Here is a 22,310-nt window from a genome sequence, read left to right on the forward strand (position 1 = left end):
AAGGGCGGGTAAGTAATGGAGAGTCTATCGTGTGTGTCTGCTTTACGACGGTGGACTGAATTGCAAAGTATGTAGTGAGCAGGCAGGCGTTTGAAACGCCTGCCCTTATTCAGTCAGCCTTTCCACACTTGTAGGTTCACCAGATCTTGCGGCCGCTCACCCAACAAGGCACTGCGCAAGTTGGCCAAGGCACGGTTGGCCATGGCTTCACGGGTTTCGTGAGTGGCCGAGCCGATATGCGGCAAGGTCACGGCGTTTTTCAGTTGGAACAATGGTGATTCGGCCAGCGGTTCTTTCTCATAGACGTCCAGGCCGGCGCCGCGAATCCGGTTGTTTTGCAGCGCTTCGATCAGCGCCGGTTCGTCCACTACGGGGCCGCGGGCGATGTTCACCAGAATGGCGCTCGGTTTCATCAACGACAGTTCACGGTGGCTGATCAGGTGTTTGGTTTTTTCGCTGAGCGGCACCACCAGGCAGACGAAATCGGCTTCGGCCAGCAACTGGTCGAGGCTGCGGAACTGCGCACCGAGCTCCTGTTCCAGCTGGGTCTTGCGGCTGTTGCCGCTGTAGATAATCGGCATGTTGAAGCCCAGCCGACCGCGACGAGCGATGGCCGCGCCAATGTTGCCCATGCCGACAATCCCTAAGGTTTTGCCATGCACATCGCTGCCGAACAACGGCGCGCCGACGGTGGCTTGCCATTGACCGGCCTTGGTCCATGCGTCCAGCTCGGCGACGCGGCGGGCGCTGCTCATGAGCAAGGCAAAGGCCAGGTCGGCGGTGCTTTCGGTGAGGACGTCGGGGGTGTTGGTGAGCATGATCCCGCGTTCGTTGAAGTAGGCGAGGTCGTAGTTGTCGTAGCCGACCGAGACGCTGGAGACCACTTCCAATTTGGCGGCATTTTCCAGTTGCGTGCGACCGAGTTTGCGGCCGACGCCGATCAGGCCGTGGGCGTGGGGCAGGGCTTCATTGAACTGGGCGTTGATGTCGCCGTTTTTCGGGTTCGGCACGATCACGTCGAAGTCTTGTTGCAGACGTTCGATCATCGGTGGGGTGATACGGCTGAAGGCGAGGACGGTTTTTTTCATTGGAGGCGGCTCGTCGGGCTTGGAGAATGCCAAGCACGCTAACATTCTTCCCGGACATTATGCGAGCGCTCGGATTGCCGGGTGTACGCCATCCAACCCGGTAGGAGCGAGGCTTGCCCGCGAAGACGGCCTGACAGCCAACCAATCTCTTGCGGATCGCTCGCGATGGCGGTGTGTCAGGCGACATCAAATGGTGAATGTCACAACGCCTTCGCGGGCAAGCCTCGCTCCTACAGGGGATCAGCTGTGTGGCGCAGGTTTTGGTACGTTGAGGTTATCCAGCATCCGGTTCACCGCCAGCTCGGCCAACATGACGATTTGCTGAATCGCCATGGCCGTATTCCGATGCGGGCCTTCCAGATAGGTCGCAAAATTGCTGGCCATCACACTGGCCTGGGCCAACGATTCACAGGTGTGGGCCAACAGGTCTTCGTCTTTGATCGCCGGTGCGAGCATATACATCGTACTGGGTTTGCGGATGGTCGGTGATTTGAGGGCAGCGGGGTTGAGGTAGTGATTCAGCGCGCGCTCGGCGGCTTCGTTGAGTTTTTTGGAATTGGGGGATTCGTAGGGGGAAACGTCGTCGGTTTCCGGGGGATTCGGTGTTTCTTTGATCATGCGGAAGTTACTCATTGGCAGATGAAGTGGAACTGCCATCTTTCGTTTTCCAGACGAAAGGGTGGCAGCCATGCGCGGACTGGAAAAACCGGTACACCCACCAAAAACCGGCAGACCCGAAGGTCTCCCGCGCACAGCCGCCATAACAAGGATTTGCGTGCAGAAAAAAGCGCCGCAGTATGCCATGGGGCGTGGTAAGTGTTCGCCAGGTTTTCCAGACCTGATCGCTGATTTGGCAGCGACCCACAAAGCCTACCCATTTCCCGTCTGACCCAACAACCGTCAAAACTTGTCGGAAACGTCCTCAAAAATCATCCCGTCTGTAGGAGCTGCCGAAGGCTGCCCCCACAATGTCGCCATCAAAAAAACTCGGACTTCCCCTACACGCAAAAACGATTCGCCCGGCATCCCCCTTTGAGCCCACTTGCCAAAGTGTCCCATTTCCATGGAACGGGACACGAGCGTGACCAGACTCATTCCCCAAAACCAACTCGCCGGCCAACACGGGCAGGTGCTAGACAGCCATCAAGCCGTCGCCGACTTGCGTCAGGCCCTGAGCTATCCCTACGACCTGCAGGGCTTCGACGATCTGCTTAGTGCGATCGGCGCCAACCGCTCCAACTACATGCAGGCCGCCAACCAGCAGAAACTCATCAACGCCGTTAGCAACGGTGATTGGGTCATGGTGACGCCTCGCATCGATCCCGATAACGGCGGTGCTTCATGGAATGCCTTCAAAGCCAAACCCGAACCACCACCGGCGCAACATCTGGTCGAAGAACACGCCTTCGCTCTGCCCAAACCCGTGGAGTCGGGCTTCTACATCATTCAGCAGCCCATGACCCTCGAAGCCCTTGAGCGCTCGCTGTACGAAAACCGGCCAAGCGATGCACTGCGCCGAGAATTCCGCTTGCTCAATCGCCACCTCGGTGAGCGGGTGAAACCGGGGCAAATGGTGATCTTCAGCGATTCACGGCATTACATGTGCCGTCGCGAAGAGACGCAAATGATGATCGCAGCGGAGAAGGTCAACGAAGCGCTTAAGGACCTGAGCGAAGAAGAGGCTTCGTTCATGGTCGAAAATCATGAAGTGATTGAGCCGTTTTTGGAGGTGTCGGCCGGGTCGTTGGGTGTGGCGTCCTTCATGGTCGGCCAACACCTGGAAAACCTCAAAGGCACGCTCATCGAGTTAGAGAAACTGCATCAGCAACAATACCGTCAGCACGGCCACTTGCGATCGAGGGATTTCTTTATCCATCGCAAACGGATGATGGCAAAGATCAATGCCAGCCTTGGCCCGCTGGTACGTAAAGGCACAGGCATTCCTGATCATCCCAGGCTTAAACGAGCATTAGGTCTCTCTACTCGCAGAACAATTCACCATTGGAACAAGGCTGGCGCCCCTACTCAACTGCCGGGCTATGCGACAAATATTCAGGGCGTATCCAGAGCTGTGAAGTACTTGAAGGCAGGAGGCTATGTTGGCATTGGATTGGCGATGGGGGCAGCGGCGATGAGAGTTGATGAAGCATGTCGCAGTGGAAGCGAGGATGAATGCTCCCAAGCAAGATTCGTGGAAGGAGGCAAGTTGGCAGGAAGTATTAGCGGAGGTGTTGCCGCCGGATACGTAGCGAGTAGCGCACTGAAATATGGAGTGTGCGCGGCAATAGGTGTGGAGACATTGGGTGTTGGTGGAATCGTGTGTGCGCTGCTGGTGTCGGGTGCTGTCGCCAGCGCGACGGGAACCAAAGGCTCAGAAATTGGTGGAGAAATAGGTGAAAAAATATATGAGTTCACGCAACCATGAGTGGCGCTGAGAATGTGCATTTGATTGGTTGGGTACTTATTTTTCTGATGGTTTTGCTCAGCCAGACCCTCTTATTATTTGGCGCCTATTTCAAACTCGACCAAATTGAAGATCACTTCAACGCGTCTCATCTGGTGAGTATCAATCGAAACACGGCGGGTAACGGCCCGTTTGGACGAATGAACAGACTTAGGTTGATTGGCGCTTTGACGGGCAGTTTCTATCAACATCAGATGTTGGATTCGTATGCGTTTATGGAGGCTGAAATCTTGCCGGAGCGCCTGAAGAAATGGGCTGAAACTCCAAAAAAACTTATGCGGATTGCGCTCGTCAGCGCTGGACTACTGTTGCTTTGGAGTGGTTTTGTATCTTTGCGTGCAACAATTTCAAACCCGATGAGCGACCTGAAACTACTCTACACAGCTATCCTGATCGCCTTTATTACCCTGGTTATTATCGTTTCACTTATGCGGGTGTACATCAGTTTTTTTAAACTCGAAGAACTCGAATCTCACCTCAACGACTCTTACTTCGTTGGTCGCAACCGTCGGGTCATGGGTGATGGTCTGTACGGGCGTCATTACCGCTTGGCTCATCTCTCGACCATGCTTCGTGAGGATGATGCATTCCTGCTGAGAAGCGACCCGCATTGTATTGATGAGATAAAACATTTCCCTTTACACCTACGACGCTGGGTCGTCATTCCCAACCTGATGTTTGCCTATTCAATCGTTGGCCTTTGTGCGTATTGGCTCTGCGGAAAGTACGCTGGACTGCTGACCTAACCCGCAGTCCACACACCTCAATTCGCCAACCGAACCCCACCCAAACTCCCACTCAATTCATACGCCGCCAATTCCGCCTGATGCGCCGCCAATATCTCCGGCAACGACCCGCGCAAGTACTCGACCCAGGTCTTGATCTTCGCATCCAGGTACTGCCGCGACGGGTAGATCGCATACAGATTCAGTTCCTGCGAACGGTAGTTCGGCATCACCCGCACCAGCGTGCCGTTACGCAGCCCTTCAATCGCCGCATACACCGGTAAAACGCCAACTCCCATGCCACTGGTGATTGCAGTCTTCATTGCATCAGCGGAGTTCACCAAAAACGGCGAACTATTAATGGTGACCATTTCCTGGCCGTCGGGGCCGTCGAAGGTCCATTTTTCCAGCGGGATGACCGGGCTCACCAGGCGCAGGCAGGCGTGGTTGAGCAAATCGCTGGGTTTGTGTGCGCAACCGTTGGCTTTTACATAGGCGGGCGATGCGCAAACGATGCTGTAGGTGATGCCCAAACGTTGGGAGACGAAGCCCGAGTCCGGCAGTTCGCTGGCGAGCACGATGGACACGTCGTAGCCCTCGTCGAGCAGATCCGGCACGCGGTTGGCCATGGTCAGGTCGAAGGTCACGTCCGGGTGGGTTTTGCGGTAGCGGGCGATAGCGTCGATCACGAAGTGCTGACCGATGCCGGTCATGGTGTGCACCTTGAGTTGCCCGGCCGGGCGCGCATGGGCGTCGCTGGCCTCGGCTTCGGCTTCTTCGACGTAGGCCAGGATCTGCTCGCAACGCAATAAGTAGCGCTTGCCGGCCTCGGTCAGAGCGATGCGGCGGGTGGTGCGGTTGAGCAGACGGGTTTGCAGGTGGGCTTCCAGGTTGGAGACCGCGCGCGAGACGTTGGCCGTGGTGGTGTCGAGTTGCACGGCGGCGGCGGTGAAGCTGCCGGCCTCGGCCACGTAACTGAAGGCGCGCATGTTTTGCAAAGTGTCCATGGGGTGCTCTCTTGGCGAATGGCAAATTGTGACACGAAGTTGCTGATTCTTTACAGGAGACTAAAGAGGCGACCAAGGGATTATCGCGTTAACGGTAACAAAGATTCACAAGAATCCCGGCTTATCGCCAACAAGGCCCACCCCTAGAATTGCGCCGGTCCCATGTAGGAGCGAGGCTGCCCGCGAAGGCGTCCTCACAGGCACCATGGCTGTCGCTTGATAAGACGCCTTCGCGGGCAAGCCTCGCTCCTACAGGATCTCCCCCTATTTCAGGAATTTTCAGCAGTGCCGCGTCGCATCAACAGAGCGCTCAAGACGCTCAGTGTTTTGGCTTTAACCCTGGCAATCAGCGGCTGCATCGGAACCGCAGGTATTGTCCCACAGGGCAAGGCACTGGAGGCTGATTCACTGGCCACCGATGAAGCCATTCAGAGCGCCGCGCAAGACGCTCATTGGCCCACCACCCAATGGTGGCAAGCCTACGGCGACCCGCAACTGAACCGCTGGATAGACCTCGCACTGCAGGATAGCCCGAGCATGGCCATGGCCGCGGCGCGAGTGCGTCAGGCGCGGTCCATGGCTGGCATTGCCGAGTCCGCCGAGTCGTTGCAGATCAATGGCCAATCTACCCTCAAGCGCCACAACTGGCCCTCCGATCAGTTCTACGGCCCCGGCGAGTTGGCCAACACCACTACTTGGGACAACAACGCCGCGCTGGGATTCAGCTATGCCCTCGACCTTTGGGGGCGCGAAAGCAACGCCACCGAACGCGCCGTGGACATGGCCCATATGAGCGCCGCCGAAGCACGGCAGGCCCAGCTCGAATTGCAGAACAACATCGTGCGCGCCTACATCGAACTCTCGTTGCATTACGCACAACGGGACATCGTCGCCGCGACCTTGAAGCAACAACAGCAAATTCTCGATCTGGCACAGAAACGTCTGGATGGCGGCATCGGCACGCATTTCGACGTCAGCCAAGCCGAAACACCATTGCCGGAAACCCATCGGCAAATCGATGCGCTGGACGAAGAAATTGCTCTAAGCCGCAACCAACTCGCCGCGCTGGCCGGTAAGGGGCCGGGGGAGGGTGCGCAGTTGCAACGGCCGACGCTGTCGTTGGGCGCGGCGCTGAAGTTGCCGTCGTCTTTGCCGGCGCAACTGCTCGGTCAACGCCCGGACGTGGTCGCCAGTCGCTGGCAAGTGGCGGCGCAGGCGCGGGGTATCGATGTTGCCCACGCCGGCTTCTACCCCAACGTCGATCTGGTCGGCAGCCTCGGCTACATGGCCACCGGCGGTGGGGCGCTGGAGTTTTTGACCGGCAAGAAGCTCAACTACAGCGTCGGCCCGGCGATCTCGTTACCGATCTTCGACGGTGGCCGCTTGCGTGCGGAGCTGGGCGAGGCCTCGGCGGGTTATGACATCGCCGTGGCCAGGTACAACCAGACGCTGGTCAACGCGCTGAAGAACCTCTCTGATCAGTTGATCCGACGCGAGTCGATGGACAAGCAACAGGCCTTCGCCACCGAGTCGGTGGCCACGGCGCAGAAGACCTACGACATCGCGATGATCGCGTATCAGCGCGGGCTCACCGATTACCTCAACGTGCTCAATGCGCAGACCTTGTTGTTCAAGCAGCAACAGGTGCAGCAGCAGGTTCAGGCCGCGCGCTTGAGTGCTCATGCGGAATTGGTGACTGCTTTGGGCGGAGGCCTTGGCGCTGGCAACGACGTGCCGAATGCCGAGAAAACCCAGCCCCCGAAAACCCCGGTTCTTTTGCGTTGAACACAAAACCTGTGGGAGCGGGCTTGCTCGCGAAAGCGGTGTGTCAGGCGAAATCCGCATTGACTGACACTCCGTCTTCGCGAGCAAGCCCGCTCCCACAGGGACCGAGTTCTCGCCGCACAACCCTAGACCATTGAGCAAAATTCCATGACGCCCTTGCCTGCACCTTTGCGCTGGCTGTATTCCCTTGAATGGCGCCGGGGGTTCTTCGACTGGGCACGCAGCGATGGCGTGACCTGGGTGTACATTTTCAAGGTGTTGTTCGCCGCGTTCCTGACCCTGTGGCTGGCCATGCGTCTGGAGTTGCCGCAACCGCGCACCGCGATGATCACCGTGTTCATCGTCATGCAACCGCAAAGCGGCCAAGTGTTCGCCAAGAGTTTCTATCGCTTCCTCGGCACGTTGGCCGGGTCGGCGGTGATGGTCGCGTTGATTGCCTTGTTTGCGCAGAACACCGAACTGTTCCTCGGCTCGCTGGCGATCTGGGTCGGCCTCTGCTCGGCCGGCGCGGCGCGTTATCGCAACTTCCGCGCTTATGGATTTGTGCTCGCCGGTTATACGGCGGCGATGGTCGGGCTGCCTGCATTGGCTCACCCCGATGGCGCGTTCATGGCGGCAGTATGGCGTGTGCTGGAAATCTCCCTGGGGATTCTCTGCTCGACGCTGGTGAGCGCCGCGATCCTGCCGCAAACCGCCAGTGCTGCGATGCGCAATGCCTTGTATCAGCGCTTCGGCGTGTTTGCCGTGTTCGTCACCGATGGCTTGCGCGGTCGCAGCCGGCGCGAGGCATTTGAAGCGAACAACGTGCGGTTTATCGCCGAGGCGGTGGGCCTGGAAGGGCTGCGCAGCGTCACGGTGTTCGAAGACCCGCACATGCGTCGGCGCAACGGGCGGCTCAGTCGTTTGAACAGCGAATTCATGGGCATTACCACGCGCTTCAATGCGCTGCATCAGTTGCTCGAACGCCTGCGCAGCAGCGGCACCGACCATGTTGTCGCGGCGATCAAACCGGGGTTACAGGATCTGGCCGAAGTGCTCGACGGCTTCAGCGGTCGCGCCTTGACCAGCCCCGACGCTGCACGCCTGGCCACCGCATTGGCGACCTATAAGCAACACTTGCCGGCGCGCGTCCGCAGCCTGCGGGCGACCTTTCAGGAGAGTGATCCGAGCGACGCCGAGCAGATGGATTTTCACACCGCCTACGAGCTGCTTTATCGCTTCGTCGACGACCTGCACAGTTATGCACAGACCCACGCGTCGCTGGCCGATCACAGCCATGAGCGGGAACGTTGGGACGAGCCCTTCACCCCGCAAACCAACTGGCTAGCCTCGGCGGCATCGGGCATTCGCGCAGCATTCATCCTCGTGGTGCTCGGCAGTTATTGGGTGGCCACCGCGTGGCCGAGTGGCGCGACCATGACCCTGATCGCTGCCGCCACGGTCGGCCTTTCAGCGGCGACACCGAACCCCAAACGCATGGCGTTTCAGATGGCCTGCGGGACGTTGCTCGGGGCACTGATCGGCTTCGTCGAGATGTTTTTCATCTTCCCCTTGATCGACGGTTTTCCATTGCTGTGCGTGATGCTCGCGCCGGTGATCGTGGTCGGTGCGTTCCTGACTTCACGGCCGCAATACGCCGGGGTTGGCCTGGGGTTGCTGATCTTCTTCAGCACCGGTTCGGTGCCGGATAACCTCACGGTTTACAACCCTTACGCCTTCATCAATGACTACATTGCGATGATCATGGGCATGCTGGTGTGCGCGGCGGCCGGGGCGATCATTTTGCCGCCCAACAGCCGCTGGTTATGGCGGCGGTTGGAGCAGGATTTGCGCGGGCAAGTGGTGTACTCCATCAGCGGCAAACTCAAAGGTTTGGCGTCGAGCTTCGAAAGCCGCACTCGCGATCTTTTACATCAGGCCTATGGCCTCGCAGCGGGACAGCCGCAGGTGCAAAGGGACTTGCTGCGCTGGATGTTCGTGGTGCTGGAAGTCGGCCACGCGATCATCGAGTTGCGCAAGGAACAGGCGATTTTGCCGGTGCATCCGGCGTACGCCGAATCCCAGCCGTGGCGCCAGTCAATCCGGGTGATGGGGCGTTCGCTGGTGCGACTGTTTCTGCAACCCAGCCAGAGCAATCTGGAACGTGCTCTGGTTGCGGTCGACCACGCGATCAGCTGCGTGCAGGCCACCGACGAACCCTTCGCGCCGCACTTCGATACCTCTGCCTTGCGCCGGGTGAAGAGCTACCTGCACTTCATCCGCACCTCGCTGCTCGACCCGCAATCGCCGCTCGCGGACTACATAAATGCCATCGCCACTGCCAAGCCTCAAGGACTTGAACATGCCTCGTGAAATCGCCTTCCACGGCGTGTACATGCCGACCATGACCCTGATGTTTTTCATTGCGGCGGCGCTGGCCTGGGCGCTGGATCGATTCCTTTCCGGATTCGACCTGTACCGCTTTTTCTGGCACCCGGCGCTGCTGCGCTTGAGTCTGTTTACCTGTCTGTTTGGCGCCCTTGCGCTGACTGTTTACCGTTGAGAACACCGTGATGAAAAAGCTTTTCAGCCTGCTCGCGACCTTGCTGGTGTTGGCCCTCGCCCTGTGGATCGGCCGGACCCTGTGGGTGCATTACATGAACACACCCTGGACCCGCGACGGCCGGGTGCGCGCCGACATCATCAACGTCGCCGCCGACGTTACCGGTGAAGTGGTGGACGTGCCGGTGCGCGACAACCAGTTGGTGAAGAAGGGCGATTTGCTGATGCGCATCGACCCCGAGCATTACCGCATCGCAGTGAAACAGGCACAGTCGCTGGTGGCCTCGCGCAAAGCCACGTGGGAGATGCGCAAGGTCAACGCCCATCGCCGCGCCGACCTCGACAACCTGGTGATCTCCAGGGAAAACCGCGACGACGCCACCAACATCGCCGACTCGGCCCTAGCCGATTACCAGCACGCCCAGGCGCAACTGGAAGCCGCCGAACTGAACCTCAAACGCACGGAAGTGCGCGCGGCGGTGGACGGCTATGTCACTAACCTCAACGTCCATCGCGGCGACTACGCACGCATCGGCGAAGCGAAAATGGCCGTGGTCGATATGAACTCGTTCTGGGTTTATGGCTTCTTCGAAGAAACCAAACTGCCCCATGTGCGCGTGGGCGATAAAGCCGACATGCAATTGATGAGCGGCGAAGTGCTCAAGGGCTATGTGGAAAGCATTTCTCGCGGCATCTATGACCGCGATAATCCGCAAAGCCGCGAGCTGATCGCCGACGTGAACCCGACCTTCAACTGGGTGCGCCTGGCGCAACGGGTGCCGGTGCGGATTCACATTGATGAAGTGCCAGAGGGCGTGCTGTTGGCGGCGGGGATTACGTGCACCGTTGTGGTGAAACAGGCTGTCGAGGAGTAACTGACAGACCGAGTCGCCTGCTTCGCGAGCAAGCCCGCTCCCACACTTGATCTACTTTGTGCACATATGTTGTGTTCACTGAAGATCGAATGTGGGAGCGGGCTTGCTCGCGAATGGAGCGACTCGGTCCCTCAGGCAGATGGCGACAGTTCACTCCTTGCAAAACGTCTCATGCAAATGCCGCCAAACCACCTTGCCATCGGTCTGTTTCTCAAACACCACCGAGGATCGCCGATCAGAATGCAGCCCTGTCGCATCGGTCTGCTGCTCGCGGTAACTCACTACCGCGCCACCGTCGTACAGCGCGACACCTCGCAACTCGCTGAGCTCAATCCTGAACCCGAGCTTCTTCCCGCCCGCCAGCAGAAACAATTCATTCAACGCCTCGAAATCCAGCACCCGACCCAACGGCGAGATCATGGAAAACTGCGGGGAAAAACGCGTCAGCAATTGCTCAAGCTCGGACTCGTCTCGCTCCTCGGCCAACCATTGCTCGATGGCTATGTGGGCCTGGATCACTTCGTCAAAGTATTCGGTGTATTCGGTCATGTTGTTTCCTGAAATTTTGCAGCGTCTGTCCTGAAGTCTTCGCGGGCAAGCCCGCTCCCACAGTGATCTTTGGTGTGAATGCTATCTGTGCTACCCAGTAGAATCTTGTGGGAGCGGCGGTGCGACGATTCGACTTGCCCGCGATGATGTCGACTCAGTCTTAGAGTTGCCCCTTCAACCCGAACCGCTTCATCAACCCCGACTCCAACAGCCCCTTGGGCAACAACCCTGCCATCAACGGCAACGCCCGGCTGCCATTACCCAAACGCACCAGACGCGGCGGCTTATTCTGTTGCACGGCCTTCAATAAACCGGCGGCAAATTCACTGGCCGGCGTGGGTTTGTCCTGAGACGCCTGGGCTCGTGCACGAATACCTTCACGCAGCGGCCACCATGGCGATTGCTCGGTGATCAGTTGCTCAGCTTCGTTGCCGGCATTTTTCGCGAAGCTGGACGCGATAGCCCCAGGCTGAACTTCCATGACCCGCACGCCGAACGGCGCCAGTTCCATGCGCAACGCATCGCTCAAAGCATGCACCGCGGCTTTCGAAGCACAGTAAGCACCTGCAAACGGCGTGACCAGAACCCCGGACACGCTGCCGATGTTCACCACCAGGCCCCTGGCGCGACGCAGTACCGGGAACATCGCGCGAGTGACGCCGACGATCGCAAACACGTTGGTTTCGAATTGCCGCTGCATGGCCGGCACACCGCCATCGAGCAGGGGGCCCATGGCGCCATAGCCGGCGTTGTTGATCAGCACATCAAGGCCGCCACGTTGCTGATTGATCCGCTCGCTCAGTTGTTCGAGGGCCGGGCCATCGTTCACGTCCAATTGCACGGCGGTGAAACCGGCAGCGGTTAGAGCGGCTACGTCTTCAGCCTTGCGGGCGCTGGCCCAGACTTCGTAACCGGCACTTTTGAAGGCGTCAGCGAGGGCGCGGCCAATGCCGCTGGAACAACCGGTAATCAACGCAACGGGCATGGCGCGGTCCTTGTGCAAAGAAGAAAGGGATCAGTCGGAGAAACTACCCTGCAAACGCTCGGCGCGAAACTCCAGGGTTTGCGGGCGATAACCGGGGCGCAGGGGCGGCATTGGCAAGCAGTCTTCCCAGTTGCCGCCGGCCTGCAATTCGCCGGGGCCGCGATAGCGCGGTGCGGCGTATTGATTGTCAGCCAGATTGACCGTATCGCCCGGTGCATAAGCGGCGATGCGCCAGCGAAGTTCGGTCAGCGGCACGTCGTTGCCGTTGTTCATCGTCAGCTTCAAGGGGCGATCCGCCGGGCAGTGCTCGGGCGCGTAGGTGATACGCAGCTCAAGGCGCGCCAGTTGCTTGACCTCGCGGGTGTCCAGCCAGAATACCCACACCGCCACCAGGCCCAATCCGACAGCGGCGGCCATGGAAACCGGCACGGCCTTGGACGGGTAGCGCAGCAGCAGGATCAGCCAGGTGATGACCAGCAGGACGCCGATGAACATGACGCGAAACCTCGGGAAGGGAAAGAGCATCCTACCTAAGCGTAGGTGGAATTGGCGATGGGCATGATTCCGGCGTTGGACGTTATGGCCCCTTCGCGAGCAAGCCCGCTCCCACATTCGACCGAGTTGTCTTATGGGAATGCGATTAAATGTGGGAGCGGGCTTGCTCGCGAAGGGGCCCTCTGAATCGCTGCAAAACCTAAAAAAAGCCCCCGACCAACCCACTGCGGATAGGGACGCAGCGGGCTGGACGGGGGCTTTTTATTTTTTACCGGTCAAATCACTGCGCGATGGTTTTCACCGACACGCCGCGTTCGATCGGGGTAGAGCGACCGTAGATATCTTCAAAGCGCTCGATATCGTCTTCACCCAGGTAGCTGCCCGATTGCACTTCGATGATCTCGAGTGGAATCTTGCCCGGGTTGCGCAGACGGTGAACCGAGGCGATCGGGATGTAGGTCGACTGGTTTTCAGTCAGCAGGAACACGTTTTCGTCGCAGGTCACTTCAGCGGTGCCGCTGACCACGATCCAGTGTTCGGCGCGGTGGTGGTGCATTTGCAGCGACAGGCACGCGCCCGGCTTGACCGAGATGCGCTTGACCTGGAAACGGCCGCCCATGTCGACCGAGTCGTAGGAGCCCCACGGACGATAGACTTCGCAGTGGTTCTGGGTTTCGCTGCGGCCCTGCTCGTTGAGGGTGTTGACCATCTGTTTGACGCCTTGGACCTTGTCCTTGTGGACGATCATCATGGCGTCCTTGGTTTCGACGACCACGATGTTTTCCAGGCCGATCACCGACACCAGCTTGCCGTTGCCGTGGATCATGCAGTTTTTGCTGTCCTGGATGACCACGTCGCCTTTGGTGACGTTACCGTTGGCGTCTTTTTCATTGACTTCCCACAGCGACGACCAGCAACCGACATCGCTCCAGCCTGCGGTCAGCGGCACTACGCAGGCGCGCTGGGTTTTTTCCATCACCGAATAGTCGATGGAATTGTCCGGGCAGCAAGCGAAGGTGGCGGCGTCGATGTCAACGGTGTCGACATCCTGTGCGCTACGTTCCAGCGTCAGTACGCAGGTGTCGTAGATGTCCGGATCGTGTTTTTTCAGCTCTTCGAGGAAGCGGCTGGCACGGAACAGGAACATACCGCTGTTCCAGAAGTAACCACCGGACTGGACGAATTCGGTGGCGCGTTTGACGTCGGGTTTTTCGACGAAGTGCGAGACACGGCTGACGCCTTCCGGCAGCAGGGCATCGTTGGTGGACTTGATGTAGCCGTAACCGGTTTCCGGTTTGGTCGCCGGCACGCCGAACAGCACCATCTCGCCACGCTCGGCCGCCACAGTGGCCAGGGCCAGTGCGCGTTGCAGGGCTTTCTGGTCTTCCAGCACGTGGTCGGCCGGCAGCACCAGCATCAACTCGTCGCGACCTTCATTGACCAGCATCATCGCGGTCAGGGCCACTGCCGGCGCTGTGTTGCGACCGAAGGGCTCCATCAGGATGCGCTGGGTGTCCAGATTGCGGGCACTCAGTTGCTCGTTGACGATGAAGCGGTGTTCCTTGTTACAGACCACGATCGGAGTGTCCATGCCTTCGAACACCAGGCGTTCCAGGGTTTGCTGGAACAGCGTGTGTTCGCCGGTCAGGGCGAGGAATTGCTTGGGGAATTGCTTACGCGAAAGCGGCCAAAGACGTGAGCCGCTACCACCTGACAAGATCACCGGAATCATGTTGTTACTCCTTAAATCGATTTGGTTAGAGCTACTGCGTTCTGTCGTTTCACTCTTGTTCTTGTTCCGTGTCCGAATTGACGCCTCGGTCCCTTGTGGGAGCGGGCTTGCTCGCGAAAGCGGTGGGTCAGCCAACATCATCGTTGAATGTGAAACCGTATTCGCGGGCAAGGCCCGGCTCCCACAGGGATATGGGTCAACCGGGCAAATGTGTTAGCGCGTCGAAACCGGGCGCTTGACCCACACTGGCGACAGGCTGCTGCCTTTGCCGGTGACGTACAGCACCGCGGCTTCACCACGTTCCAGGGCAACCGGTTTCACGTCACCGACTTTGGTGGCGCCGTCGTACAGTGCCAGGCTGACTTTCACCGGGTTGATTTCACGCTCGCCACGGCCCTTGGCCGCCACGGACGGGACCACTTCGGTCTTGCCATCGGCGGTTTTCAGGGTCAGGGCCTTGTCACTGAGGTTCTGTACGCGCACCAGGGATTTCTGCTTGTTCTTGAACGGCGGCTCTTCGATCAGTTGTGGCGCGCCGCTGGCGTTGTTGACCAGGGTGTAATAGTGGTCACCGGCCAATTTCACCGGCAGGGTCTGGCTGCCGACCTTGGCGCTGTAATCGCCGCCCGGCATGAAGCTGAAGTCGGTGCTGGACAGCGGCGCGACTTCGCTCAGGTTGGTGGTGCCAACAGTGGCGCTGACTTCAGCGTTACCGGCGTTGAAGACCCGCACGAAACTGGAGCCTTTTGGTGCGGTCGGGCCGTAGAGCGCGCCGTCACCGGCGAAGGCTTGCAAGGACAATACGCTCATGCCGGCGACGAGAGCAAAGGTCTTAGCGAGACGGCGAGGAGTAGTAGTGAAAGTCATGGTGTACCTCTCTTTCAGTTTTGCGCCCGGTCGGGCGTCTCGGATTTAGTGTTTGCAGCTACGTTTTGTTGGCGTGCGCCGGCTTGTTTAAGCTCTGCGACCCACTGCGGGTCGGCGTCACCGATTTCGTTGTTCACAGGCAGATATCGTTCAGGGAACTCCCAGATCAGCACTTGTGGCGGGCTGTTCTTGAAGGCGTCGCTTTTCAGGTAGCTGAGCATCGGCAGAATCGGGCCATGGCCGTCTTCGGCGTAGCTGACCACGTCGCTGTGCAGTGCCTCTTTCAGCGCACCGATGAAGTTCCAGTTCGGGTTGGCGCTGTAGCTGGTGCCGATCAGGGCCACCGGCACTTCAGTGTTGGCGAACAGGGCGTCGTCACCGGCAGGCTGATCTTGGGCAGCCACGGTGTTGCGCTTCTGCAAAGGCTCTTGCGCCGGCATCAGGTTTTCGAACAGCGGGTCCAGCGGCAGGAACAACCGCAGGTCGCCCTTGTGCGTCACCTTCTCCGCAGGTTCGGTGACGAAGTTTTGCGGTTCGCCGCTGAGCGGTGCCTTGTCGGCGATGGTTTTGGCCAGGGTCTGGGCAGCGATTTGCGCGCCTTCCGGGGTCCAGTGGGTGTCGGTGCGCAGGAACACTTGCTGACCGTCTTGCTTGCCCTTTTGCAGCGGGCCGAGCAGGTCAGGGGCGATGATCTTGTTGGCCGCGACACGAGCGTGGAAGTCCTTGTACAGATTGGCGTGGATACTCGCCGGCTTCACTTCACCCAGATGTTCCGGGTACAGACGCGTCTTGGCCGGCACGATCGCCATCACCAATTGCACGCCTTGCTTTTTCAGGGTCTGGCGCACGCCTTCGACCAACGCGTAGTTGCCCTGCAGGTTCAACTCTTCGTTGACGATCGGGTGGAACTCTTCATCGCTGTAGAGCCACTGATCGCGACCGAGCACCACGCCCGGACGACCTTCGTTGAACAGTTTGAAATCCAGCGCGGCCCAAAGATTGGTGCCCAGGCGCTTGATCGGGAACTCTTCGTCGTAGTGCGTCTCGACGGCTTTGGTCCAGCGACCGTTGAGCACGGTCGCTTCGGCGTTGGTACTGAAACCGAAGAAGCTGCGTACCGACCACACGCCCAGGACCAGCAAGGTCACCAGGAACAGGGCGATGTAGAAGATGCGTAATGAGCGGGTCATAGTCAGATCCCTCAGAACTGGAAGTAAAGGAACGGCGAAAAGCTTTGCGCCGAGAGTTTGAGAATCGAGGCGATGAACAGCAGTAGAACCAGAGCGCGCATCACGTAACGGGACCAGTCAGCGGTCCAGTAGGCCGGTTGCACAGTCGCTTCAACGCCGACGGTGTAACCCGGTTCGTGGATGCTGGCCGGGTTTTCACCCGGTACGGCTTTGATCATTCCAGGCGTAGCCGCAGCAGGGCCATCGGCCTCGACGTTGACGGCAGGCTTGGTCTTGACCGGTGGCCGGTTGGTGTAGAAATCACGGATGCCGAAGAACGCCAGGGTGACGTAGGCCACCACCAGTGTTGCCACTTGCAGACCGGTGAGGCTGGCCTGGTTAAGTTCCGACAGCGACCATTCGCCGAAGCTGAACATCGCACCGTACATGCGACCGGCGACGTGCAGGTTTTCCGAACGGAAGATCACCCAGCCCATGACAACAAGCAGGAAGGTCAGCGCCCAACGGATCGGGTTGATGCTGCGCGGCGAGGTGTTCAGGCCGAGGGCTTTTTCGATCGCCAGCCACATGCCGTGCCAGGCACCCCAGATGATGTAAGTGATGTTCGCGCCGTGCCACAGACCACCGAGCAGCATGGTCAGGAACAGGTTGCGATAAGTCATCAGCGTGCCTTTACGGTTACCGCCGAGGGTGATGTACAGATAGTCACGCAACCAGGTCGACAGGCTGATGTGCCAGCGACGCCAGAACTCGGTAATCGACTGGCTGATGTACGGCTGTTTGAAGTTTTCCATGAAGCGGAAACCCATCATCAAGCCCAGACCAATCGCCATGTCGCTGTAGCCGGAGAAGTCGAAGTACAGCTGCGCGGTGTAGGCCAGGGCGCCAAGCCAGGCATCGCCCGTGGTCGGGTCCTGCAAGGCGAAGCAATGGTCGGCCACCACCGCCAGGGTGTCGGCGATGAAGACCTTCTTGATGAAGCCCTGCATGAACCGCGTGGCACCTTCGGAGAACTTGTCGAGGGTGTGGGTGCGGTTGTTGAACTGGTCGGCCAGGTCACGGAAACGCAACACAGGGCCCGCGATCAAGTGCGGGAAGATTGCCACGAATGCGGCAAAGTCGATCAGGTTGCGGGTCGCCGGGGTATCACCGCGGTAGACGTCGATGATGTAGCTGATGGACTCGAAGATGTAGAACGAGATCCCGATCGGCAACAGCACATGGGTCAGGATGAACGGCGAAAGACCGACCGAGGTCATCATCGCGTTGATGCTGTCCACGCCGAAGTTGGCGTACTTGAAGTAGCCGAGGATGCACAGGTCGACGCCCACGCCCAGGAGCAACCAGCGTTGGGCCGGTTTGGTCCGAACGCCTGCCGCACCGACTTTCAGGCCGATCCAGTAGTTCCACAGCGTGACGGCTGCGAACAGCGCAAGGAAGTCCACACGCCACCAGGCGTAGAACACGTAGCTGGCGATCAGCAGCAGCAAGTTGCGATAGCGTATTCCGCTCAAGTAGTACATGCCGAGAAAGATCGGCAAGAACAGAAACAGGAACACGTTGGATGAAAATACCATCCCGATCTCTCCATGTTTAACCAACAGTCAAGGGCCAACGGCCCCCCCAAACCCCCCACCGAAAACCGGAGGGCTAACTCACAAAACTCAAACTCGACACCGACCCTGTGGGAGCGGGCTTGCCCGCGATAGCGGTGGGTCAGTCGACATCAATGCTGAATGTCAGATTGCAATCGCGGGCAAGCCCGCTCCCACAGGGTTTTGTATTGTTCCTAGGAACCTTTGCCTTTCTCGCTGGCCGGGTCGTAGACCTTGGTCAAATCCCCGCCGAGGCGGAAGGTCTTGAACGGCTGCATTTTGTGTTTCTGCGCCAGCACATCCGGCGTGCAGGTGTAGAGCGAGCAGAACGGTTCGAGCCAGGCGAATTTCGAATCGACCTTGAGGTCGGTCATGTCCTGCTCTTTACCGTTCTTCTCCTCGAATTCATCCGGGTCTTCCACGCCTGCCAGCACGCGATCACCCAGGCGTTTCAAGGCGCCGTTGTTTTCCTGGCGCAGATCCACACCGTTGACCTGAGCGAAACTGGCGATCATCGCCAGTGGCGGCAGGGCATAGTTGTGATAGGCGAGGGCGCGTTGCTGGCGCTTGAGCTCGTTAGGCAGGAAGCCTTGGGCGTCGACCTGATTGACGCCGACCTTGTATTCCTTGACGGCCCAATCGAACAGGTCGCGGCGGTTGGTGGCGACCGACGTGGCCATCACCGACCAGGCTGCCCAGTACGAGTGGTTGTTGGTTTGCTCGAGCGGCAGGTTGTCCCAATCGCTGACTACCTGATCAGCCATTTTGCTGAACCAGGCTTCAATCACTTGCGCTTCTTCCTGGTGGGTAGCCAGCGGATGCGAGTCAGAGAATTTCAGGCGGACATAGGACGAAGCCATGCTGCCCAACGCCCATTTGCGCATGGACTTGCCGGTGTGGTTGAAGTCCTTGGACATCAACGCATCGGCCTTGGCCCAGGCCGTTAGCCAGTTGAGCGTGCACTCCAGTTGTTCCGGACGACCGTCACGCATGAACTGCATCACCTGCTTGCTGGTGGCGCGCTCGATCTTGGTGATGTCGGCGGTGGTATCGCGGAAGGCTTTTTCCGATGCCTCGTTCAGGGTCGAACGGGCCTTGTCGGAGCCTTCGTATTTGCTGCGAAATTGCAGGGCGCCGGTGTAGGGCGTCGGCATCGCGTCGCAGCCTTCACTCTTGCCGCCGGTTTTGACTTTTTCAATTGGCGCGAAGTAACCCTGGGGCGGGCGCAGTGGCGCGGCGGCCTGGGTGGCGCCGGCGAACATCGCCAGCGTCAGCAGGGAGGGCGCGAGTAACTTTTTCAGCGTTCGGGTTTGCATGCAGTTCATAAGAGGTAGCCTCATTGCCCGGCTTGAGCGGTACGCTGCTCGGCGCCGGAGAACACGTTGCGTTTGCAGATTTTCGCTTCGACTTTCTGAGGCGTGGTACCTGGTTTTTCAGGTCCCTGGACTTCGACGGCCAGCAGATTCTGCGAGGCCCAGTCTTCGTCCGTGCGCAACTCGAAGGCGAAACGCCCGTCGGTATCGGAGGTTTCCGGTTTGTCGATCTTGATGTCCTCGTGGCGCCCGTTCATGTACCAGAGGGTGGCTTGCAAGGTTTTCACCGAGGTGTCGGCGAAGCGGATATCGACCTGGTGACTGCTGTTGCGCAGGTCCAGGTTCTTGCTGTTGACCATCAATTCGTTTTTGCCCGGTTTGAGCGTGGCACTGGCACTCATCTGTGCATCTTTGCCTTCGCAACCGTTGTCCAGCAGCGCCATCATTTGGCGGTAGATGGTTTCCTGATCGAGGCGATAAAGCGGCGAGAATTCCCAGATGAGGATTTTCGGTGGTTTGGTCTGGAACTCTTCGCTGCCCAGGTACTGCAGCATCGAACCTTCGAAGCCACCACCGGGGAACGCGACGTTGAGAATGTCGGCGCCGATGGCCTCTTCGAGGAAACCGGCGAAGTTGTAGTTCTTGCCACTGTGGCTGGTGCCGACCAGGGTGATTTCCGGATTACCGGAATCACTGAACAGATCGCCATCGCCCGCTTCGCCTTTTGGCTCGGTGGTGAACTGATCCATGTACTGGATCGCGTAGCTAGTGCCACAGAGTTGACCAGCCATGTTGTGTAACGTTCCGGTCTTGCCCATGCGACCCGACTTATGGGTCTCGAATTCACGCTTGGGAACGTCGGCGAAGGCCGGCAATTGCTTGACCTTCTCGGCGACAATTTTCGCTGTGCGCTGGGCGCCATACGGCGTCCAGTGTTGGTCGCCGCGGAAGTAGAAGTCGTGAGCCGGCAGGGTATCGGGCAGCGATTCGTTGGTCAGCGGGGACAGGTCCGGAACTACGTAGCCCATCTGCGCGAAGCGCCCGAGCATGGTTTTGTAGTTCTTCAGCGCCTTGTCGAAATCGTAGCTCGCTTTCTCTGCCGGGTTCAGCTTGTTGCGGTTCACCAGGCCACGAGTCGGCTGGTAAACGATGACCAGTTCCACGCCTTTGCTCTTGAACGCATCGTGCAGTTGTTTCATGCGTTTGTAGCCAGCGGGTGTGGTGTCGAACTCGGTGCGCAAGTCTTCTTGCGTACGGAACAGCCAATCGCCCTGCGCCTGCACCAGCGTGGTGAAGTTCTGCTGATAGCGGGTGGTGTAGTTCTTCGCGTCATGGGCGGCGGGGCACAGGCTGCAGCAATCCTCGGCCTTGAAGCTGGGTGCTTTGGCATCTTCGGCACGTACGCCAGTGCTGGCCGCGAGAATGCCCGCGGTCAGGGCCGACAGGCTGAGTAATTTGATCAGGTGTGGGTGCATAAAATTATCCTCAGTCCCGCATTTCGGTCTGGCGTTCGACAGGGTCGATCAGCACGGCTTTCTGCTGGCGCACCAGCAGGTCGAGAATTTCATCCTGGCGTTCGCCGAGAATCCCCGAGAAGCTGATGCCGCTGGATTTGGTCGGTGCGAGCATCGACACGCGATACAACTCCACGCTCAGCGGCGAGTCGATCGACAGTGGTCCGCTGCCATTGGCGGCCAGTTCACCACCGACCACAATCAGGGACACCTGGGCGTCGAACGGATCGAGCTTGATGTCCCGGTCGGTGTCGCTCAAATCTTTGATGTGCCCGTAGACACCGGTCAGGCCGTTGGCCATCGAGACGTTTTCGTACAGGCGAATGTTCACGCTGTTACGAATACGGATGCCGTGGCGTCGGTTGCTGATCACCTTGTTGCCCCACAACAGGTTGTCAGCACTCTCATAGAGGGTGATGCCATCGGTGTGGTTCTTGTAGATCTCGTTGTAGGCGATCAGGTTGTTCACACTGTTACGGTCGATCACCAGGCCCGACAATTTGTTGTCGTAGCTGCGGTTGTTGAAGATGAAGCTGTCGTTGACCTCACGGGAAATAATGATCCCGTGCTTCTTCTTGGTCCCGTACACCGTGTTGTCGGCGATGATCAGACCGTGGGAACGGTCATGGGGGTCGATGCCGTAGACGATGTTGTCTTTGTAGGTGTTGCCCTTGACCACGAAGTCGCGGGTTTCGTAGCAGTAGAAGCCGTACCACATGTCCGAGAACTCGGAGCCGACGATCCAGCCGGACGGTTCAGGGCGCTTGAGCACCTTGGCCATGTTCGGCGTGTATTGGGAAATACTCACGCCGTAAGACTTACTGTTGGCGTAACCGAAACTGGCGATCTTGCTGTTGGCGATATAGGTCTCGGTGCCACCCCAGGACAGCAGGAACGGACGGAACTCCTTGGGCGACTTGAAGGCCGCCGGGCCGTTTGCCTTCTCGCTCCAGCCAGTGATTTTGGTATCACGCACGAACAGCTGGCCGTCGTTGACCAGGAACGAACCGGCCTCTTGGGACAGGCGCAATTCCTGGGTCTGCTTGTCGATTTCCAGAATGCCCTTGTTACCCACCACGATCGGCAACTTCGCCAGGAACACCCCCGGCGAAGTTTCGCTGAAGTACTGCTTGGGCAGCTTCTTCGCCAGGTCCTTGAGGTTCATGTAGCCGTCGTCGATGAAGATCGCTTGCGGGATGCCATGCTGACGCACCACCCACTCTGCCATCTTGTTGTCACCGCCGATGAAGTCCTTCAGGGCGTTTTCCTGCATCATCCGGCGCACGCTGATCTTGCCGGGTTTGGTACGCACGATTTTCGCCGCGATGGCTTCGGCGGTGTAGCCAGAAGTGTCCGGCAGTTTAGGCTTGGCCAGGTCCAGCGGCGCGGTTGGCGCGCTGCTGACGGTGTAGGTCTTGGCCTGTTGCAGCCCCTTGGCCATGGTCGTCGATTTGCCCTGTTGCACAGGCTTGGCCGGTTCGACGGTGGCGAAGGCGGCTGCGCTGGCGAGCAGTAGCGCGCCGGCCAGCAGGCTGATCGAGCCTTTCTTGGCACTGTTCATGTCGGGCACTCCCTTCGCGGTTTG

Annotated in this window: 19 protein-coding genes; 6 read left to right on the plus strand and 13 right to left on the minus strand. The window is 59.0% G+C overall.

The window, feature by feature from the left end:
* Positions 1-113: 113 nt before the first annotated feature.
* Complete coding sequence (locus KVG95_RS20365; RefSeq protein WP_217857687.1) at positions 114-1,088, minus strand: 2-hydroxyacid dehydrogenase; 975 nt, start codon at positions 1,086-1,088, stop codon at positions 114-116.
* Positions 1,089-1,328: 240 nt separating this feature from the next.
* On the minus strand, positions 1,329-1,706 hold the full coding sequence (locus KVG95_RS20370) for a DUF6124 family protein (protein WP_217857721.1): 378 nt from the start codon (positions 1,704-1,706) through the stop codon (positions 1,329-1,331).
* Positions 1,707-2,169: 463 nt separating this feature from the next.
* Here KVG95_RS20370 and KVG95_RS20375 point away from each other — a divergent pair, with 463 nt between their 5' ends.
* Positions 2,170-3,513: a hypothetical protein gene (locus tag KVG95_RS20375; RefSeq protein WP_217857688.1), complete on the plus strand. Its 1,344-nt coding sequence runs from the start codon at positions 2,170-2,172 to the stop codon at positions 3,511-3,513.
* Positions 3,510-4,298: a hypothetical protein gene (locus KVG95_RS20380; RefSeq protein ID WP_217857689.1), complete on the plus strand. Its 789-nt coding sequence runs from the start codon at positions 3,510-3,512 to the stop codon at positions 4,296-4,298. The genes KVG95_RS20375 and KVG95_RS20380 overlap by 4 nt, the downstream gene beginning before the upstream one ends.
* A 17-nt stretch (positions 4,299-4,315) precedes the next feature.
* Here KVG95_RS20380 and KVG95_RS20385 read toward each other — a convergent pair whose 3' ends face one another.
* The gene (locus tag KVG95_RS20385; protein ID WP_123719955.1) at positions 4,316-5,284 is read right to left on the minus strand and encodes a LysR family transcriptional regulator; all 969 of its coding nucleotides are present in this window, start codon (positions 5,282-5,284) and stop codon (positions 4,316-4,318) included.
* Positions 5,285-5,569: 285 nt separating this feature from the next.
* On the opposite strand from KVG95_RS20385, the gene KVG95_RS20390 reads away from it, so the two are divergent.
* The 4 genes from KVG95_RS20390 (at position 5,570) to KVG95_RS20405 (ending at position 10,485) form a co-directional block, all read left to right on the plus strand.
* Entirely contained in the window at positions 5,570-7,069 is a 1,500-nt protein-coding gene (locus KVG95_RS20390; RefSeq protein WP_217857690.1) for an efflux transporter outer membrane subunit, read from the plus strand.
* Positions 7,070-7,216: 147 nt separating this feature from the next.
* A complete protein-coding gene (locus KVG95_RS20395) occupies positions 7,217-9,421 on the plus strand; it encodes an FUSC family protein (RefSeq protein WP_217857691.1) in 2,205 nt (734 codons plus the stop codon).
* Positions 9,411-9,611, plus strand: a complete 201-nt coding sequence (locus tag KVG95_RS20400; protein WP_007896379.1) for a DUF1656 domain-containing protein — start codon at positions 9,411-9,413, stop codon at positions 9,609-9,611. Before KVG95_RS20395 ends, KVG95_RS20400 begins: the two co-directional genes overlap by 11 nt.
* Before the next feature lie 10 nt (positions 9,612-9,621).
* A complete protein-coding gene (locus tag KVG95_RS20405; protein ID WP_217857692.1) occupies positions 9,622-10,485 on the plus strand; it encodes an efflux RND transporter periplasmic adaptor subunit in 864 nt (287 codons plus the stop codon).
* Between the two features lie 150 nt (positions 10,486-10,635).
* On the opposite strand, the gene KVG95_RS20410 is transcribed toward KVG95_RS20405, so the two are convergent.
* The 10 genes from KVG95_RS20410 to algG all read right to left on the minus strand — a co-directional run bounded on the left by KVG95_RS20410 (position 10,636) and on the right by algG (position 22,286).
* Positions 10,636-11,034, minus strand: coding sequence for a DUF4440 domain-containing protein (locus KVG95_RS20410; protein ID WP_217857693.1), 399 nt, complete (start codon positions 11,032-11,034; stop codon positions 10,636-10,638).
* A 160-nt stretch (positions 11,035-11,194) separates the two neighbouring features.
* Positions 11,195-12,019, minus strand: a complete 825-nt coding sequence (locus KVG95_RS20415) for an SDR family oxidoreductase (RefSeq protein ID WP_217857694.1) — start codon at positions 12,017-12,019, stop codon at positions 11,195-11,197.
* 30 nt (positions 12,020-12,049) lie between these two features.
* Positions 12,050-12,514, minus strand: a complete 465-nt coding sequence (locus tag KVG95_RS20420) for a hypothetical protein (RefSeq protein WP_008070465.1) — start codon at positions 12,512-12,514, stop codon at positions 12,050-12,052.
* Between the two features lie 280 nt (positions 12,515-12,794).
* Positions 12,795-14,246, minus strand: a complete 1,452-nt coding sequence (locus tag KVG95_RS20425; protein ID WP_123719949.1) for a mannose-1-phosphate guanylyltransferase/mannose-6-phosphate isomerase — start codon at positions 14,244-14,246, stop codon at positions 12,795-12,797.
* Between the two features lie 213 nt (positions 14,247-14,459).
* Positions 14,460-15,113, minus strand: coding sequence for an alginate O-acetyltransferase AlgF (locus KVG95_RS20430; RefSeq protein WP_123719948.1), 654 nt, complete (start codon positions 15,111-15,113; stop codon positions 14,460-14,462).
* Positions 15,114-15,127: 14 nt separating this feature from the next.
* Entirely contained in the window at positions 15,128-16,303 is a 1,176-nt protein-coding gene (locus KVG95_RS20435) for an alginate O-acetyltransferase (protein WP_217857695.1), read from the minus strand.
* A gap of 11 nt (positions 16,304-16,314) precedes the next feature.
* Positions 16,315-17,880 (minus strand): MBOAT family O-acyltransferase, encoded by a 1,566-nt coding sequence (locus tag KVG95_RS20440; RefSeq protein ID WP_217857696.1) that lies wholly within the window; start codon positions 17,878-17,880, stop codon positions 16,315-16,317.
* 212 nt (positions 17,881-18,092) lie between these two features.
* Positions 18,093-19,223, minus strand: coding sequence for a mannuronate-specific alginate lyase (locus KVG95_RS20445; protein WP_123719945.1), 1,131 nt, complete (start codon positions 19,221-19,223; stop codon positions 18,093-18,095).
* Positions 19,224-19,234: 11 nt separating this feature from the next.
* A complete protein-coding gene (locus tag KVG95_RS20450; protein WP_217857697.1) occupies positions 19,235-20,686 on the minus strand; it encodes an alginate O-acetyltransferase in 1,452 nt (483 codons plus the stop codon).
* Between the two features lie 10 nt (positions 20,687-20,696).
* Entirely contained in the window at positions 20,697-22,286 is a 1,590-nt protein-coding gene (algG, locus tag KVG95_RS20455; protein WP_201061881.1) for a mannuronan 5-epimerase AlgG, read from the minus strand.
* Positions 22,287-22,310 lie beyond the last annotated feature (24 nt).

Origin of the sequence: Pseudomonas farris, from assembly GCF_019145235.1 — a bacterium.
GTDB lineage: Bacteria > Pseudomonadota > Gammaproteobacteria > Pseudomonadales > Pseudomonadaceae > Aquipseudomonas > Aquipseudomonas farris.

Bases quoted from the DNA above. Each gene is read 5' to 3' on its own strand.
- KVG95_RS20365 (WP_217857687.1), bottom strand. From the start codon at position 1,088: ATGAAAAAAACCGTCCTCGCCTTCAGCCGTATCACCCCACCGATGATC.
- KVG95_RS20370 (WP_217857721.1), bottom strand. From the start codon at position 1,706: ATGATCAAAGAAACACCGAATCCCCCGGAAACCGACGACGTTTCCCCC.
- KVG95_RS20380 (WP_217857689.1), top strand. From the start codon at position 3,510: ATGAGTGGCGCTGAGAATGTGCATTTGATTGGTTGGGTACTTATTTTT.
- KVG95_RS20385 (WP_123719955.1), bottom strand. From the start codon at position 5,284: ATGGACACTTTGCAAAACATGCGCGCCTTCAGTTACGTGGCCGAGGCC.
- KVG95_RS20395 (WP_217857691.1), top strand. From the start codon at position 7,217: ATGACGCCCTTGCCTGCACCTTTGCGCTGGCTGTATTCCCTTGAATGG.
- KVG95_RS20400 (WP_007896379.1), top strand. From the start codon at position 9,411: ATGCCTCGTGAAATCGCCTTCCACGGCGTGTACATGCCGACCATGACC.
- KVG95_RS20405 (WP_217857692.1), top strand. From the start codon at position 9,622: ATGAAAAAGCTTTTCAGCCTGCTCGCGACCTTGCTGGTGTTGGCCCTC.
- KVG95_RS20410 (WP_217857693.1), bottom strand. From the start codon at position 11,034: ATGACCGAATACACCGAATACTTTGACGAAGTGATCCAGGCCCACATA.
- KVG95_RS20415 (WP_217857694.1), bottom strand. From the start codon at position 12,019: ATGCCCGTTGCGTTGATTACCGGTTGTTCCAGCGGCATTGGCCGCGCC.
- KVG95_RS20420 (WP_008070465.1), bottom strand. From the start codon at position 12,514: ATGTTCATCGGCGTCCTGCTGGTCATCACCTGGCTGATCCTGCTGCTG.
- KVG95_RS20425 (WP_123719949.1), bottom strand. From the start codon at position 14,246: ATGATTCCGGTGATCTTGTCAGGTGGTAGCGGCTCACGTCTTTGGCCG.
- KVG95_RS20430 (WP_123719948.1), bottom strand. From the start codon at position 15,113: ATGACTTTCACTACTACTCCTCGCCGTCTCGCTAAGACCTTTGCTCTC.
- KVG95_RS20435 (WP_217857695.1), bottom strand. From the start codon at position 16,303: ATGACCCGCTCATTACGCATCTTCTACATCGCCCTGTTCCTGGTGACC.
- KVG95_RS20440 (WP_217857696.1), bottom strand. From the start codon at position 17,880: ATGGTATTTTCATCCAACGTGTTCCTGTTTCTGTTCTTGCCGATCTTT.
- KVG95_RS20445 (WP_123719945.1), bottom strand. From the start codon at position 19,223: ATGAACTGCATGCAAACCCGAACGCTGAAAAAGTTACTCGCGCCCTCC.
- KVG95_RS20450 (WP_217857697.1), bottom strand. From the start codon at position 20,686: ATGCACCCACACCTGATCAAATTACTCAGCCTGTCGGCCCTGACCGCG.
- algG (WP_201061881.1), bottom strand. From the start codon at position 22,286: ATGAACAGTGCCAAGAAAGGCTCGATCAGCCTGCTGGCCGGCGCGCTA.